Origin of the sequence: Streptomyces sp. SM10, from assembly GCF_002910915.1 — a bacterium.
Classification (GTDB): Bacteria; Actinomycetota; Actinomycetes; order Streptomycetales; family Streptomycetaceae; genus Streptomyces.
Map to the genome: position 1 here is coordinate 1 of NZ_NEUF01000020.1, position 14,054 is coordinate 14,054.

Below are 14,054 nucleotides of genomic sequence, written 5' to 3' on the forward strand. Positions count from 1 at the left end.
AGTCCGGCGCGCGGATCCGCACGGCCCGTCCCCGCGTCCTGCCCGGGGCCGGACGCGAGGCGCTCGCGGGCCAGTGCGAGCCGCTCGCGGTCGGTGTCGACGCCGCTGACGCGCGCCCCGCGCGAGGCCGCGATCAGCAGCGACAGCCCGGAACCGCAGCCGAGGGAGAGCATCCGTGTGCCGGCCCCGACTTCGAGGCGCTCGTACACCGCCTCGTAGAGCGGTGCCAGCATGCGCTCCTGGATCTCGGCCCAGTCACGGGCACGGGTACCGGCGTCCACCGGCGCGGACGAATCCGCGTACCTGCGGTGCCGGACGAGCGTAGGTGTCATGGAATGCGCCCCAATCCGCCGTGAGGTCGGTCGTGCCCGAGTGAGGTCCCCCATGTCTATGTGCTGTGTATGCGTGCCCACAGCCCCCGTATGTCAGAGAACTCCGCATCGGCGGTCCCGTCCAGGGGTCGGACGGGGTGGGTTGGCCATGCTTGCGTGCTCCGGTCGTGCGCCCCCGGTGCCGCGTCGCGAGGGCGGGCACCGGGAACAGCACGCCTGCTGCTCGCTTCCTCACAGTCTTACCCGACACACCGTGCGCAGCACGTCGAGCGGCCCGGGCCGGGCCGTGACCGGTGGGCGGCCGTCGCTCCGTGCCGGGTAAGGTCGCCGGTCGGGCGCCCGTCCACGCCGGTGCGTACGCGTTGCTACGTACCACCTTGGTGCGAGCTGTGAGGCTTCTCCGCTGATCTGCGCACCCGCCCTCGTCCGGACGCATCAACGGCAACTGACTGGTACGTGCAAATTATTTGGGATGCCCCGGAATAGGAACACCGGAGCACTCAGGCTCGTTGTCACGACGTGAGCACGACACCACCTGTACTTGCCGCAGAGCTGGCACAGGCGTGGGCCGACATTCAGCGGTACCACCCCGAGCTGCCCGATCTAGCCGCGCCAGAGTCCCTGATCGGAGAGTCCTCGTCCGCCTGTGGCGCCGAGCTCTCCTTCGAACGGCTGCTCCATGAGGCAGTCCACGGCATCGCCGCGGCGAGAGGTGTCCGGGACACCTCCCGCGCCGGCCGCTACCACAACCGACGCTTCCTCGCGATCGCCGAGGAGCTGGGCCTCGACCATGCCGAGGAGCCCCACCCCAGCAGCGGATTCTCGCTGGTGACCCTGAATCCCGAGGCCAAACGCAGATACCGCCCGACGACGGAACGGCTGCAGCGTGCGCTCAAGGCGCACACCGTGGCCACCGCGGCGGACACCAAGCGCTCGTTCCGCGGCCCCGCGGCACGGCACGGCTCGTCCGGGGGCGGGGTGCGGGTCAAGGCCGTCTGTGAATGCGGACGCAACGTCCGTGTCGTTCCCTCGGTCCTCGCCCAGGCGCCGATCGTGTGCGGAGGGTGCGGCAAGCCCTTCCGTATCCCCGAAGGGGCGGTCGCGGTGGGGTGACCCGGCGCGGTGTGGCACAATGGACAGCTGTACTCGACAGCCGCACAGGACCCCTCTCTCCTCCGGCTGACGCGTCCGTCGGGCACCCGAGTACCGCAACCCCACGTGGCATCTTTTGTGCCCAACCACGTCAGAGACCAGGAGACACCACTCCCGTGGCAGTCAAGATCAAGCTGAAGCGTCTGGGCAAGATCCGTTCGCCTCACTACCGCATCATCGTCGCCGACTCCCGCACCCGCCGTGACGGCCGGGCCATCGAGGAGATCGGCCTGTACCACCCGGTGCAGAACCCGTCCCGCATCGAGGTCAACGCGGAGCGCGCGCAGTACTGGCTGTCCGTCGGCGCCCAGCCGACCGAGCCCGTCCTCGCGATCCTCAAGCTCACCGGTGACTGGCAGGCCCACAAGGGCCTCCCGGCCCCCGCGCCGCTCCTGCAGCCGGAGCCCAAGCCTGACAAGCGCGCCCTGTTCGAGGCCCTGGCCACGGACGGCGACGAGGCCAAGGGTGAGGCCATCACCCAGAAGGCCAAGAAGTCGGACAAGAAGGCGGACGAGGCGGCTGACGCTGCTGCGTCCACCGAGTCGACCGAGGCCTGAGCATGCTCGAGGAGGCTCTTGAGCACCTCGTGAAGGGCATCGTCGACAACCCCGACGATGTGCAGGTCGCCTCGCGCGACCTGCGCCGTGGACGCGTGCTCGAGGTCCGGGTCCATCCCGACGACCTCGGCAAGGTGATCGGCCGCAACGGCCGCACCGCGCGCGCCCTGCGTACCGTCGTGGGTGCCATCGGCGGCCGTGGGATCCGTGTCGACCTCGTCGATGTGGACCACGTTCGCTGAAAGAGTTGAACACCGGCAGGGGCCGGGGAGGGCTTTCGAGCCGTCCCCGGCCTTTGTCGTCCGTAGATCACCGCCTCCTCAGTAAGAGATCACCGGGAGAAGTAGCGTGCAGTTGGTAGTTGCGCGGATCGGTCGCGCCCATGGCATCAAGGGCGAGGTCACCGTCGAGGTGCGTACCGACGAGCCGGAACTCCGGCTCGGGCCGGGGGCCGTGCTGGCCACGGAGCCCGCCTCCACGGGGCCGCTGACGATCGAGACCGGCCGGGTGCACAGCGGCAGGCTGCTGCTGCGGTTCGAGGGCGTACGCGACCGCACGGGCGCCGAGGCCCTGCGCAACACGCTGCTGATCGCCGAGGTGGACCCGGCGGAACTCCCCGACGACCCCGAGGAGTTCTACGACCACCAGCTGATGGACCTGGACGTCGTCCTCGCCGACGGCACGGAGATCGGCCGGATCACCGAGATCTCGCACCTGCCGTCCCAGGACCTGTTCATCGTGGAGCGGCCGGACGGCAGCGAGGTGATGATCCCGTTCGTCGAGGAGATCGTCACCGAGATCGACCTGGACGAGCAGCGGGCCGTCATCACCCCGCCGCCGGGTCTGATCGACGAGAGCGAGGCCGTCATCGCCTCCACGCGCGACGAGGACGGGACCGAGGGCGGCGCCGGGAAGGGAGAGGTGTGATGCGGCTCGACGTCGTCACGATCTTCCCCGAATACCTGGAACCCCTGAACGTCTCGCTCGTGGGCAAGGCGCGCGCCCGCGGCCGTCTCGACGTACACGTGCACGACCTCCGGGACTGGACCCACGACCGGCACAACACCGTGGACGACACCCCGTACGGCGGGGGCCCCGGCATGGTCATGAAGACCGAGCCCTGGGGTGAGGCGCTGGACGACGCGCTGGCCGGCGGCTACGAGGCCGGGGCGCACTCCCCGGTCCTCGTCGTGCCCACCCCCAGCGGCAGGCCCTTCACCCAGGAGCTGGCCGTCGAGCTCTCGGAACGGCCCTGGCTGATCTTCACCCCGGCCCGCTACGAGGGCATCGACCGCCGGGTGATGGACGAGTACGCGACCCGCGTGCCGGTCGTCGAGGTGTCCATCGGGGACTACGTCCTGGCGGGCGGGGAAGCCGCCGTCCTGGTGATCACCGAGGCTGTGGCCCGGCTGCTGCCCGGTGTGCTCGGCAACGCCGAGTCGCACCGCGACGACTCCTTCGCCCCCGGTGCCATGGCCGATCTCCTGGAGGGCCCGGTCTACACGAAGCCTCCCGAATGGCGGGGGCGCGGCATCCCCGACGTCCTGCTCAGCGGCCATCACGGCCGGATCGCACGGTGGCGGCGTGACGAGGCCTTCCGGCGTACGGCGCTCAACAGGCCCGATCTCATCGAGCGTTGCGAGGCTTCGGGCTTCGACAAGAAGGACCGGGAGATGCTCTCCATCCTCGGCTGGTCCCCGGGGCCCGGCGGACGATTTTGGCGCAGGCCCGAGGCCGTGGAAGAATAGGCCCGCTGTACGTCCGGCGTGCGCCCCTGCCACAGGGGGAAAGACGCCCGCCCGATGTGATCAGCATCCGAACTTCACTCTCTCCCGTCGATGACCTGTGGCATCGGCGAAGAAAGCAGACAACATGGCTTCCCTGCTCGATGGCGTCAACGCCACCTCGCTCCGTTCCGACCTCCCGGCGTTCCGCCCCGGTGACACCGTCAACGTCCACGTGCGCGTGATCGAGGGCAACCGCTCCCGTATCCAGCAGTTCAAGGGCGTCGTCATCCGCCGTCAGGGCTCGGGCGTCAGCGAGACCTTCACGGTCCGCAAGGTCTCCTTCAGCGTCGGCGTCGAGCGCACCTTCCCGGTGCACAGCCCGATCTTCGAGAAGATCGAGCTCGTCACCCGCGGTGACGTCCGCCGCGCCAAGCTGTACTTCCTCCGTGAGCTCCGCGGCAAGGCCGCGAAGATCAAGGAGAAGCGCGACCGCTGATTCACCTCCGGCGTCCACAGCGTGGCCCGATAGTATGCGGCCCCGATGGACACGGAAGCACAGCACACGGAGCGCGATCGTTCCTCCGGCCCGGAAGACGGGGCGGAGGAGGGGGCGCGCTCCACGCATGTCCCGGACCCGTCGGCCGCCGGGACGTCGGTGTCGTGGGGGCGCACGGTCTTCCTGGGCATGCTCTGCACGGTCGCTCTCCTGCTCTTCAGCGCGTTCGTCCTGCAGCCCTTCCTCATCCCCAGTGGCTCGATGCAGCCCACGCTGCGGGTGGGGGACCGGGTCCTCGTCAACAAACTGGCGTACCGTTTCGGCTCGGAGCCCCGGCGCGGTGATGTGGTGGTCTTCGACGGCACCGGATCCTTCGTGCGGGAGACGGAGGCGGGGGGCGACCCCGTCGGCGCACTGCTGCGCGGGGCTGCCGCGTCCCTGGGGCTGGCCGAACCCGCAGGGTCCGACTTCGTGAAGCGGGTGGTGGGCGTGGGGGGCGACCGTGTGGTCTGCTGCGACGAGCGGGGGAGGCTCGAGGTGAACGGGGCTCCGGTGACCGAGGAGTACCTGCACCCGGGAGACCGTCCCTCCGAGGTCGCCTTCGACATCGTCGTCCCCGACGACAGGCTGTGGGTGATGGGCGACCACCGCAGCAACTCCCGGGACTCCCGTGACCACCTCGGCGAGCCGGGGGGCGGCATGGTGCCCGTCGAGCGCGTGATCGGACGGGTCGACTGGCTCGGCTGGCCCCTCGGCAGGCTCGGCTCCCTGGAGGGTACGGACGCCTTCACCGGCATACGGCCGGCGGACGCGGACCATGGGTAACCGGGGGCGCAAACACGGAGCACCGGAGACGGGCCCGCCGCTGCCCACCGGGTCGAGACCGACCACAGGCCGCTCACTGCCCACGCGGGCGGAGCGCCGCAAGCTGGCCCGGAAGGTGAAACGCCGCAGGCGCCGGTCCGCGATCAAGGAGATACCCCTCCTCGTCCTCGTGGCGCTGCTGATCGCGCTGGTGCTCAAGACCTTCCTCGTCCAGGCCTTCGTGATCCCCTCCGGATCGATGGAACAGACCATCCGGATCGGTGACCGGGTACTGGTGGACAAACTGACCCCCTGGTTCGGCTCCGAACCGCAGCGCGGCGACGTCGTCGTGTTCAAGGACCCGGGTGGCTGGCTGCAGCAGGAGGCCGCCCCCACCGAGGACCCGCCCGCCGGGGTCAAGCAGGTCAAGGAGCTGCTGACGTTCATCGGACTGCTTCCCTCCGAGGACGAGCAGGATCTGATCAAGCGCGTGGTGGCCGTCGGCGGCGACACGGTGAAGTGCTGCGGCACCGACGGCCGGATCACGGTCAACGGTGTGGCGCTCGACGAGCCCTATCTGAATCCCGGCGATGTCCCATCCACTCTCAAATTCGAGGTAAAGGTTCCCCTGGGCCGCATCTTCGTGATGGGGGACCACCGGTCGAATTCCGCGGACTCGCGATTCCATCTCGATAAACCCGGTCAGGGCACGGTGTCGGAGGACGAGGTCGTCGGACGCGCCGTCGTGATCGCCTGGCCGTTCGGACATTGGCGCAGGCTGGAGGAGCCCGGAACGTACGCCTCGGTCCCCGGAGGCGGCGCCGGAGCGACGGCCGCGCCGGGCCCGTCGAATAGTGTGTCCTCCCAGGATCACAACGGAATGGTCCTGCTCCCGACCCCTGCGGAACTCCCGCTCGTTATGGGAGTGGTGGGCCTGCGCCGAATCGGGCGCGGGCGGTGGCACGGAGTGAGGAGTGGATGTGGGGGATTTGGCGGTCGGCGCACGATCCGGACACGACGAACCCGAGGACCGGCCTTCGAGCGACGGGGTCCCGGTGGAGGCGGAGAGTGACGGCGAGTCCCCGGGGGGTGGCAGCACGGCGGTGAAGAAGCCGCGTTCGTTCTGGAAGGAGCTGCCGCTCCTCATCGGTATCGCGCTCATTCTGGCGCTGCTGATCAAGACGTTCCTGGTACAGGCGTTCTCGATCCCCTCGGACTCCATGCAGAACACCCTGCAGAGGGGTGACCGGGTGCTGGTCGACAAGCTGACACCGTGGTTCGGCTCGGAGCCGGAGCGCGGCGAGGTCGTGGTCTTCCACGATCCGGGCGGCTGGCTGGAGGACACCGCGACGCCCGAGCCCAACGCGGTGCAGAAGTTCCTGAGCTTCATCGGGCTGATGCCGTCCGCCGAGGAGAAGGACCTCATCAAGAGGGTCATCGCCGTCGGCGGTGACACCGTGGAGTGCAAGAAGAACGGGCCGGTGACGGTCAACGGCAAGGCGCTGGACGACAAGTCGTTCATCTTCGCGGGCAACAGCGCCTGCGACGACGAGCCGTTCGGACCGATCCACGTGCCCGAGGGCCGGATCTGGGTGATGGGTGACCACCGGCAGAATTCGCTGGACTCCCGCTACCACCAGGAGCTGCCCGGTCAGGGCACGGTCTCCACGGACGAGGTGGTCGGACGGGCCGTCGTCATCGCGTGGCCCGTCAACCGCTGGGCGACCCTCCCGGTGCCGAGCACGTTCGACCAGCCCGGACTGAACGCGGCCGCCTCTGCCGCCGTGCCCGGGGCACTGGGTGTAGCCGGAGCGCTGCCCCTCGTGTTCTGGCGTCGACGCAGGCTGACCGCTGGACGTACTGCCGGGTAAGGTGCCGACTCGGATCAGCGATTGTCGATCTCCGATGGGGGAGCGCTGGGATGAGTGGATCAGAACGTCACGACGGCCGCGGCCGGCTCGGCAACGCGTTGTCGAACCTGGCCGTGGCCGTCGGCTGTGTGCTCTTCCTCGGCGGATTCGCCTGGGGAGCGGTGGTGTACAAGCCGTACACCGTGCCGACGGACTCGATGACGCCGACGGTGAACGCCGGCGACCGGATCCTGGCGGAGCGGGTGGACGGCGACGACGTGCGCCGCGGCGACGTGGTCGTCTTCACCGATCCGACGTGGGGCGATGTCCCGATGGTGAAGAGGGTCGTCGGCGTCGGCGGCGACAAGATCGCCTGCTGCGACAAGGGCGGTCGTCTCACGGTGAACGGCAAGGCGGTCGAGGAACCGTATCTGCGGGCGGAAGGTGCCTCGTCGCTCGGTGGTGCGGCGGGCGCGCCGGCCTCCCCCCAGAACTTCACGGCCGAGGTCCCCGAGGGCCAGCTCTTCCTCCTCGGTGACGAGCGCAGCACCTCGATGGACTCCCGCGTCCACCTGGAGGACCAGGACCACGGTTCGGTGCCGCGCGGCGCCGTCGAGGCGCGGGTGGACGCCGTGGTGTGGCCCTTCGACGGCATGATCGGCCGGCCGGAGGCCTTCGCGGCCCTGCCCGGCGGCGTGTCGTCCGAGGGGCCGCTGCCCCTGCAGGCCGGTGCCCTCGTGGCGGGCGTGGTGCTCATCCTGGGCGGGGCGGCCTACGGTCCGCTCGCGGCCCGGTCCGCCCGGCGGACCCAGCGGCCGAAGGCGTCCACCGGTGCCCACTGAGGCACGCAGGGTCGCTCGTGTGGTGCTCCTGGACCCGGACGACCGCATCCTGCTGCTGCACGGCTTCGAGCCCGCCGACCCGGCCGAGAGCTGGTGGTTCACCCCGGGCGGCGGCCTGGAGGGCGAGGAGACCCGGGAGGAGGCCGCTCTGCGCGAGCTCGCGGAGGAGACCGGCATCACCGAGGTCGCTCTCGGCCCGCTGCTGTGGACGAGGACCTGTTCCTTCCCGTTCGACGGGCGTCGCTGGGACCAGGACGAGTGGTACTTCCTGGCCCGCACGGCGCAGACGGTCACCGACCAGAAGGGCCTCACCGAGCTGGAGCTCCGCAGTGTCGCCGGTCTGAGGTGGTGGACGTCCGCCGAACTTCTGGCCACGCGTGAGACGGTGTATCCGACCAGGCTCGCCGGGCTGCTGCGCACGCTGCTCGACGAGGGTCCCCCGAGTGTTCCGCTGGTTCTCGCCTCCGAAATCGTCTAATCGGCCAGGGCGGTGCGGGGCTGACGCACAATAGGGGGACGCACGGCTGAAGGGGAACATGCCATGAGCGCCGAGGACCTCGAGAAGTACGAGACCGAGATGGAGCTGAAGCTCTACCGGGAGTACCGCGATGTCGTCGGTCTGTTCAAATATGTGATCGAGACCGAACGGCGCTTCTACCTCACCAACGACTACGAGATGCAGGTGCACTCGGTTCAGGGTGAGGTCTTTTTCGAGGTATCCATGGCGGATGCGTGGGTCTGGGACATGTACAGGCCCGCTCGGTTCGTCAAGCAGGTCCGCGTCCTGACGTTCAAGGACGTGAATATCGAGGAGCTGAACAAGAGCGACCTCGAACTTCCGGGCGGCTGATCCCGGGCGCGCTCCCCGATATCCCGGTTCACTCGTCCGAGTGGCCGGGATATCCACAACGCCCTGGTTGTCCACCAAGATCCAATGGATCGGGCGGGGCGCGTCAGAGTCGGTGCCGGAGGTGGTGCCGATATGAACGCACGGGGGGCACTCGGGCGGTACGGCGAGGACCTGGCGGCGCGGCTGCTGGCCGACGCCGGCATGACCGTACTGGAGCGCAACTGGCGGTGTCGCGCAGGAGAGATCGACATCGTGGCCAGGGACGGCGACGCGGTGGTCGTCTGTGAGGTGAAGACCCGCAGGGCGGGCTCCTTCGAGCATCCGATGGAGGCCGTCACACCGGCCAAGGCGGACCGGCTGCGCAGGCTCGCGCAGATCTGGCTCGACCGGCACGGCGGGCCGCCGCCGGGCGGGGTGCGCATCGACCTGGTCGGCGTGATCCTGCCCAGGCGCGGCGCTCCGGTCGCCGAGCATGCGCGGGGCGTGGCCTGATGGGGTTCGCGCGGGCGTGTTCGGTGGCGCTGGTCGGCGTCGAGGGTGTGGTGGTGGAGGTCCAGGCCGATCTGGAACCAGGCGTGGCGGCGTTCACGCTGGTCGGCCTGCCGGACAAGAGCCTGGTGGAGAGCCGGGACAGGGTCAGGGCCGCGGTCGTCAATTCCGGCGCCGAGTGGCCGCAGAAGAAGCTCACGGTGGGGCTGTCCCCCGCCTCCGTGCCCAAGAGCGGGTCGGGGTTCGACCTCGCCGTGGCGTGTGCGGTGCTCGGTGCGGCGGAGCGGATCGATCCGGCGGCCATCGCCGACGTGGTGATGATCGGGGAGCTCGGCCTGGACGGCCGGGTGCGCCCGGTGCGCGGGGTCCTGCCCGCGGTGCTCGCGGCCGCGGAGGCGGGGTACCGGCAGGTCGTCGTCCCGGAGCAGACAGCGGGGGAGGCCGCCCTCGTGCCGGGCGTCTCCGTCCTCGGGGTGCGGAGCCTGCGTCAGCTGATCGCCGTCCTCGGCGACGAGCCCGTCCCCGACGAGCCGGTCGCCGACCGGGGGCGCCCCGACACGATGCTGGCGGGTCTCATGGTGCCCGGAGCGGGGCTCGGTACGGGGCTGGCCCCGCTGTCGGCCGACGGCACGGCGCACCGGCCCGACCTCGCGGAGGTGGCGGGACAGGGCCGGGCGCGCAAGGCCCTGGAGGTGGCGGCGGCAGGGGGACACCATCTCCTGCTCTCCGGTCCGCCCGGCGCGGGGAAGACCATGCTGGCCGAGCGGCTCACGGCGATCCTGCCACCGCTGTCCCGGCAGGAATCCCTCGAAGTGACGGCGGTGCACTCGGTCGCGGGCATCCTCCCGCCGGGTGAACCCCTGATCAGCAGGGCCCCGTACTGCGCCCCGCACCATTCGGCGACGATGCAGTCGCTGGTCGGCGGAGGGAACGGCCTGCCGCGGCCGGGAGCGGTGTCCCTGGCGCACCGGGGCATCCTCTTCCTGGACGAGGCACCGGAGTTCTCCGGGCGGGCCCTCGACGCGCTGCGCCAGCCCCTGGAGTCCGGACACGTGGTGGTCGCGCGGGCGGCCGGTGTCGTCCGGCTGCCCGCCCGCTTTCTCATGGTCCTCGCCGCGAACCCGTGCCCGTGCGGCAGGCACACCCTGGCCGGCGCGGGGTGCGAGTGCCCGCCCTCGGCGGTCCGCCGATACCAGGCCAGACTGTCGGGACCGCTGCTGGACCGGGTGGACCTGCGCGTCGAGGTCGAGCCGGTCGGCAGGGCGGATCTCATGGGGCAGGGGGGCCGGGGGGAGTCCTCCGCCGAGGTGGCCGTCCGGGTGCGGGAAGCGAGGGGCCGCGCGGCGGAGCGGCTCGCGGGCACGCCCTGGACCACCAACAGCGACGTACCCGGGCACGAGTTGAGGACGAGACTGGTCGCGGCGCCCGGCGCCCTGGCGGCGGCCGAGCGCGACATGGAGCGGGGCGCCCTCACGGCCCGTGGCCTCGACCGGGTCCTGCGCGTGGCATGGACCGTGGCGGACCTGAGGGCCGCCGACCGCCCGGACGCCTCGGACGTGGCGGTGGCCCTGGAACTGCGGACGGGAGTCCAGCGCGGGGTCCCGGTGCAGGCGGGTGCCCGGTGAACGCCCCGACGGCCGAGGGCGAGCGGGAGCGGCTCGCCCGTGCCGCGCTGACCCGCGTCTTCGAGCCGGGGGACGAGCGCGGCGGCCGATGGCTCCGCGAGATCGGCCCGGTCGCTCTGATGAGCCGTCTCTCCGGGGCCGACGGAGTGGCGCAGGTGCTCAAGGGGATGACGGCGACGCGCCTCGCCGGATACCGGCTGCGGGCGTCGAGCGCCGACCCGGCGCGGGATCTCGCGGATGTGGCGGCGATCGGCGGGAGGTTCGTCTGTCCCGGCGACCGGGAGTGGCCGAGCCAGCTCGACGACCTGGGCGACGCGCGGCCGATCGGACTCTGGGTGCGCGGCAGGTCCGACCTGCGTCTGTGGGCGCTGCGCTCGGTCGCGCTGGTCGGCGCCCGGGCCTGCACGCCCTACGGGGCCCACATGGCGGCGACCCTCGCCTCGGGACTCGCCGAGCGGGGCTGGGTGGTCGTCTCCGGTGCGGCGTTCGGGGTGGACGGCGCCGCTCACCGAGGGGCGCTGGCGGCGGGCGGGGCGACGATGGCGGTCCTGGCCTGCGGGGTGGACGTGGCCTATCCCAGGGGACACGCCGGGCTGATCGGACGCATCGCGGAACAGGGGCTGGTCATGGGCGAACTGCCGCCGTCCGACCATCCGACGCGCACCCGGTTCATCCTCCGCAACAGGGTCATCGCGGCCCTCACGAGGGGCACCGTGGTGGTGGAGGCCGAATACCGCAGCGGTTCACTGGTCACCGCGAGGAACGCGCAGCGGCTGGGCCGCTTCACCATGGGGGTGCCGGGCCCCGCCACCAGTGGTCTCTCGGCCGGGGTCCACGAACTCCTGCGCGGCGAGGGCGTCCTGGTCACGGATGCCGCAGAGATCGCCGAGCTGGTCGGGGAGATCGGCGACCTCGCGCCTGCCAGAAGCGGCCCGGTCCTGCCCAGGGATCTGCTGGACGCAGCCACCGCGAGGGTCCTGGACGCACTGCCGGGCACGGGCGTGATGGACGGGCGCGACGTGGCCCGGAGCGCCGGGGCGTCGACGGACGAAGCCTTCGGGCGCTTGTACGAACTGCACTCACTGGGGTTCGTCGAACGCGAGGGCGACGGATGGCGGTTGACTCCGGGACGGACACGCAATGGGGACGCGCGGCGAGGCGGTACTTGACCCGGAGCATTCGGGTGAAAAGGTGATGCCGACGACCTCGGCCGTACCCGGCCGGGCCTTCGGGGACGGTGCGAGCGCCGACGGTTCCCGGTTCCGGCCCGGCCGGGTGGCGGAGGAACGGCGAGGGATGTGGAACGCAATCGCACCGCACGGTTCCCTTGTCCTGCGCGCACCGCAACACTTCAGTCACGCTACGCTCACGAGGATTCCGCCCCAGAGACACGTCCCAGCACTTCACAGCAGAACGGCTCAAGGCACCACATGCCCCAGCACACCTCCGGGTCTGACCGCGCGGCAGTACCACCGGCTGCGCGTGGCACTGTGCGCCCTCCCGCCCCCTCCTCGCTCGACGAGTTGTGGCGTTCGTACAAGACCACAGGTGACGAGAGGCTGCGGGAGCAGCTGATCCTGCACTACTCACCCCTGGTGAAGTACGTCGCCGGCCGGGTCAGTGTGGGGCTGCCGTCCAATGTGGAGCAGGCGGACTTCGTCTCGTCCGGCGTCTTCGGGCTGATCGACGCCATCGAGAAGTTCGACATCGAGCGGGCCATCAAGTTCGAGACGTACGCGATCACCAGGATCCGCGGCGCGATGATCGACGAACTCCGCGCGCTGGACTGGATTCCCCGGTCCGTGCGGCAGAAGGCGCGCAACGTCGAGCGCGCCTACGCCACGCTGGAGGCCCAGCTGCGGCGTACGCCCTCCGAGGCCGAGGTCGCCGCGGAGATGGGCGTCGCCCTGGAGGAACTGCACGCTGTTTTCAGCCAGTTGTCGCTCGCCAACGTGGTGGCCCTGGAGGAGCTGCTGCACGTCGGGGGTGAGGGCGGCGACAGGCTGAGCCTGATGGACACCCTCGAGGACACCGCGGCCGACAATCCGGTCGAGGTCGCCGAGGACCGCGAGCTCAGACGGCTGCTCGCCCGCGCCATCAACACGCTCCCCGAACGGGAGAAGACCGTCGTCACCCTCTACTACTACGAAGGCCTGACCCTCGCCGAGATCGGCAACGTCCTCGGGGTCACCGAGAGCAGGGTCAGTCAGATCCACACCAAGTCCGTGCTGCAGCTCCGGGCGAAACTGGCCGACGCCGGACGCTGAGCAGGACCGCTCCGGCCGGTCCGTCACGGACGCGGACCCCCTTCGAACTGATGCCGCCGTAGAGTGGTGAGGTGCCCAGGATTCGAGCGGCCTCCGTGGCCGAGCACCGGACCATGCAGCGCGGCGCCCTCCTGGACGCCGCACGCTCCTTGCTGTCCGAGGGCGGTACGGAGGCGCTGACCTTCCCCGCCCTCGCCGAGCGCACCGGCCTCGCCAGGTCCTCCGTCTACGAGTACTTCCGCTCCCGCGCGGCCGTGGTCGAGGAGCTCTGCGCCGTCGACTTCCCGGTGTGGGCCGCCGAGGTCGAGAACGCGATGGAACGGGCCGGTACACCCGAGGCGAAGATCGAGGCCTATGTGCGCCGCCAGCTCGACCTGGTCGGGGACCGCCGGCACCGCGCGGTCGTGGCGATCTCCGCGAGCGAACTGGACGCGGGGGCCCGGGAGAAGATCCGCGCCGCGCACGGCGGGCTGATCGCCATGATCGTCGAGGCGCTCGCCGACCTGGGCCACACCGAACCCCGGCTCGCGGCCATGCTGCTGCAGGGCTCGGTGGACGCCGCGGTGCGCCGGATCGAGCTGGGTGCGGCGGAGGAGCCGGGCATCGTCGCGGACACCGCCGTCGCCATGGTCCTGCGCGGCGTCCGGGGCTGAGCAGTCCCTCCGTCCGGTCCCGGGAGCGGTACGCCGAAGACCGGCAGCAGCCTGGAGGGCCCCCGCCGCAGCAGGGACGGGGGCAGCAGCGTCAGCGGATCCAGATAGACGTCGCCGCGCCGAAGGCCCCAGTGCAGGCATCCGGAGGCGCAGTGCGACCGTTCCGCCCCGACCACCCCCACCACCTGTCCCGCGGTCACCTCGTCACCCTCGGCGACCCGCGCCCGCACCGGCTCGTACGTGAAGCGCAGCGGCGGCTCCCCGCTCCCCGTCACGTCGACGGAGACCACTCCGCGCCCCGCCACCGGCCCCGCGAAGGCGACCAGGCCGGAGGCCGCCGCACGTACCGGCGTGCCCGGTGGGGCGGCGAGGTCCACCCCGCGGTGTCCGGGGCCGTACGGACCGGCGGG

The 14,054-nt window shown here is 70.9% G+C and carries 18 protein-coding genes and 1 pseudogene; 17 read left to right on the forward strand and 2 right to left on the reverse strand.

Annotated features, from left to right (window positions below; translation table 11 throughout):
* A partial coding sequence (locus B9S57_RS01115; RefSeq protein ID WP_146057694.1) for a class I SAM-dependent methyltransferase occupies positions 1–332 on the reverse strand: 332 nt, incomplete at its 3' end.
* Positions 333–851: 519 nt separating this feature from the next.
* Here B9S57_RS01115 and B9S57_RS01120 point away from each other — a divergent pair.
* From B9S57_RS01120 to B9S57_RS01200, 17 genes are all read left to right on the forward strand, one after another.
* The gene (locus B9S57_RS01120; protein ID WP_103513648.1) at positions 852–1,445 is read left to right on the forward strand and encodes a hypothetical protein; all 594 of its coding nucleotides are present in this window, start codon (positions 852–854) and stop codon (positions 1,443–1,445) included.
* A 155-nt stretch (positions 1,446–1,600) separates the two neighbouring features.
* Complete coding sequence (rpsP, locus tag B9S57_RS01125) at positions 1,601–2,041, forward strand: 30S ribosomal protein S16 (protein WP_103513649.1); 441 nt, start codon at positions 1,601–1,603, stop codon at positions 2,039–2,041.
* Positions 2,042–2,043: 2 nt separating this feature from the next.
* On the forward strand, positions 2,044–2,283 hold the full coding sequence (locus B9S57_RS01130; protein ID WP_031100565.1) for an RNA-binding protein: 240 nt from the start codon (positions 2,044–2,046) through the stop codon (positions 2,281–2,283).
* Between the two features lie 106 nt (positions 2,284–2,389).
* Positions 2,390–2,968 (forward strand): ribosome maturation factor RimM, encoded by a 579-nt coding sequence (rimM, locus tag B9S57_RS01135; protein ID WP_103513650.1) that lies wholly within the window; start codon positions 2,390–2,392, stop codon positions 2,966–2,968.
* Positions 2,968–3,789, forward strand: coding sequence for a tRNA (guanosine(37)-N1)-methyltransferase TrmD (gene trmD / locus B9S57_RS01140; RefSeq protein ID WP_103513651.1), 822 nt, complete (start codon positions 2,968–2,970; stop codon positions 3,787–3,789). Before rimM ends, trmD begins: the two co-directional genes overlap by 1 nt.
* A 124-nt stretch (positions 3,790–3,913) precedes the next feature.
* Positions 3,914–4,264, forward strand: coding sequence for a 50S ribosomal protein L19 (gene rplS, locus B9S57_RS01145; protein ID WP_103513652.1), 351 nt, complete (start codon positions 3,914–3,916; stop codon positions 4,262–4,264).
* Between the two features lie 45 nt (positions 4,265–4,309).
* Positions 4,310–5,089 carry a signal peptidase I gene (gene lepB / locus B9S57_RS01150; protein WP_103513653.1) on the forward strand — a complete coding sequence of 260 codons (780 nt, stop codon included), beginning with the start codon at positions 4,310–4,312 and terminating at the stop codon, positions 5,087–5,089.
* Entirely contained in the window at positions 5,082–6,140 is a 1,059-nt protein-coding gene (gene lepB, locus B9S57_RS01155; protein ID WP_103513654.1) for a signal peptidase I, read from the forward strand. The genes lepB (B9S57_RS01150) and lepB (B9S57_RS01155) overlap by 8 nt, the downstream gene beginning before the upstream one ends.
* Complete coding sequence (lepB, locus tag B9S57_RS01160; RefSeq protein ID WP_103513655.1) at positions 6,058–6,939, forward strand: signal peptidase I; 882 nt, start codon at positions 6,058–6,060, stop codon at positions 6,937–6,939. Before lepB (B9S57_RS01155) ends, lepB (B9S57_RS01160) begins: the two co-directional genes overlap by 83 nt.
* A gap of 50 nt (positions 6,940–6,989) precedes the next feature.
* Positions 6,990–7,760 carry a signal peptidase I gene (gene lepB, locus B9S57_RS01165; RefSeq protein WP_103513656.1) on the forward strand — a complete coding sequence of 257 codons (771 nt, stop codon included), beginning with the start codon at positions 6,990–6,992 and terminating at the stop codon, positions 7,758–7,760.
* The gene (locus tag B9S57_RS01170; RefSeq protein WP_103513657.1) at positions 7,750–8,238 is read left to right on the forward strand and encodes an NUDIX hydrolase; all 489 of its coding nucleotides are present in this window, start codon (positions 7,750–7,752) and stop codon (positions 8,236–8,238) included. Before lepB (B9S57_RS01165) ends, B9S57_RS01170 begins: the two co-directional genes overlap by 11 nt.
* A gap of 63 nt (positions 8,239–8,301) precedes the next feature.
* The gene (locus B9S57_RS01175; protein WP_003965949.1) at positions 8,302–8,610 is read left to right on the forward strand and encodes a DUF2469 domain-containing protein; all 309 of its coding nucleotides are present in this window, start codon (positions 8,302–8,304) and stop codon (positions 8,608–8,610) included.
* 132 nt (positions 8,611–8,742) lie between these two features.
* Positions 8,743–9,102: a YraN family protein gene (locus B9S57_RS01180; RefSeq protein WP_103513658.1), complete on the forward strand. Its 360-nt coding sequence runs from the start codon at positions 8,743–8,745 to the stop codon at positions 9,100–9,102.
* On the forward strand, positions 9,102–10,724 hold the full coding sequence (locus tag B9S57_RS01185; protein WP_103513659.1) for a YifB family Mg chelatase-like AAA ATPase: 1,623 nt from the start codon (positions 9,102–9,104) through the stop codon (positions 10,722–10,724). The genes B9S57_RS01180 and B9S57_RS01185 overlap by 1 nt, the downstream gene beginning before the upstream one ends.
* The gene (gene dprA / locus B9S57_RS01190) at positions 10,607–11,893 is read left to right on the forward strand and encodes a DNA-processing protein DprA (RefSeq protein ID WP_146057695.1); all 1,287 of its coding nucleotides are present in this window, start codon (positions 10,607–10,609) and stop codon (positions 11,891–11,893) included. Before B9S57_RS01185 ends, dprA begins: the two co-directional genes overlap by 118 nt.
* Before the next feature lie 261 nt (positions 11,894–12,154).
* Positions 12,155–12,991, forward strand: coding sequence for an RNA polymerase sigma factor WhiG (gene whiG / locus B9S57_RS01195; RefSeq protein WP_033304072.1), 837 nt, complete (start codon positions 12,155–12,157; stop codon positions 12,989–12,991).
* Between the two features lie 95 nt (positions 12,992–13,086).
* Positions 13,087–13,644, forward strand: coding sequence for a TetR/AcrR family transcriptional regulator (locus B9S57_RS01200; RefSeq protein ID WP_099177582.1), 558 nt, complete (start codon positions 13,087–13,089; stop codon positions 13,642–13,644).
* A 155-nt stretch (positions 13,645–13,799) separates the two neighbouring features.
* On the opposite strand, the pseudogene B9S57_RS36315 reads toward B9S57_RS01200, so the two are convergent.
* Positions 13,800–14,021, reverse strand: a pseudogene (locus tag B9S57_RS36315) (peptidoglycan DD-metalloendopeptidase family protein); the annotation flags it as partial.
* Positions 14,022–14,054 lie beyond the last annotated feature (33 nt).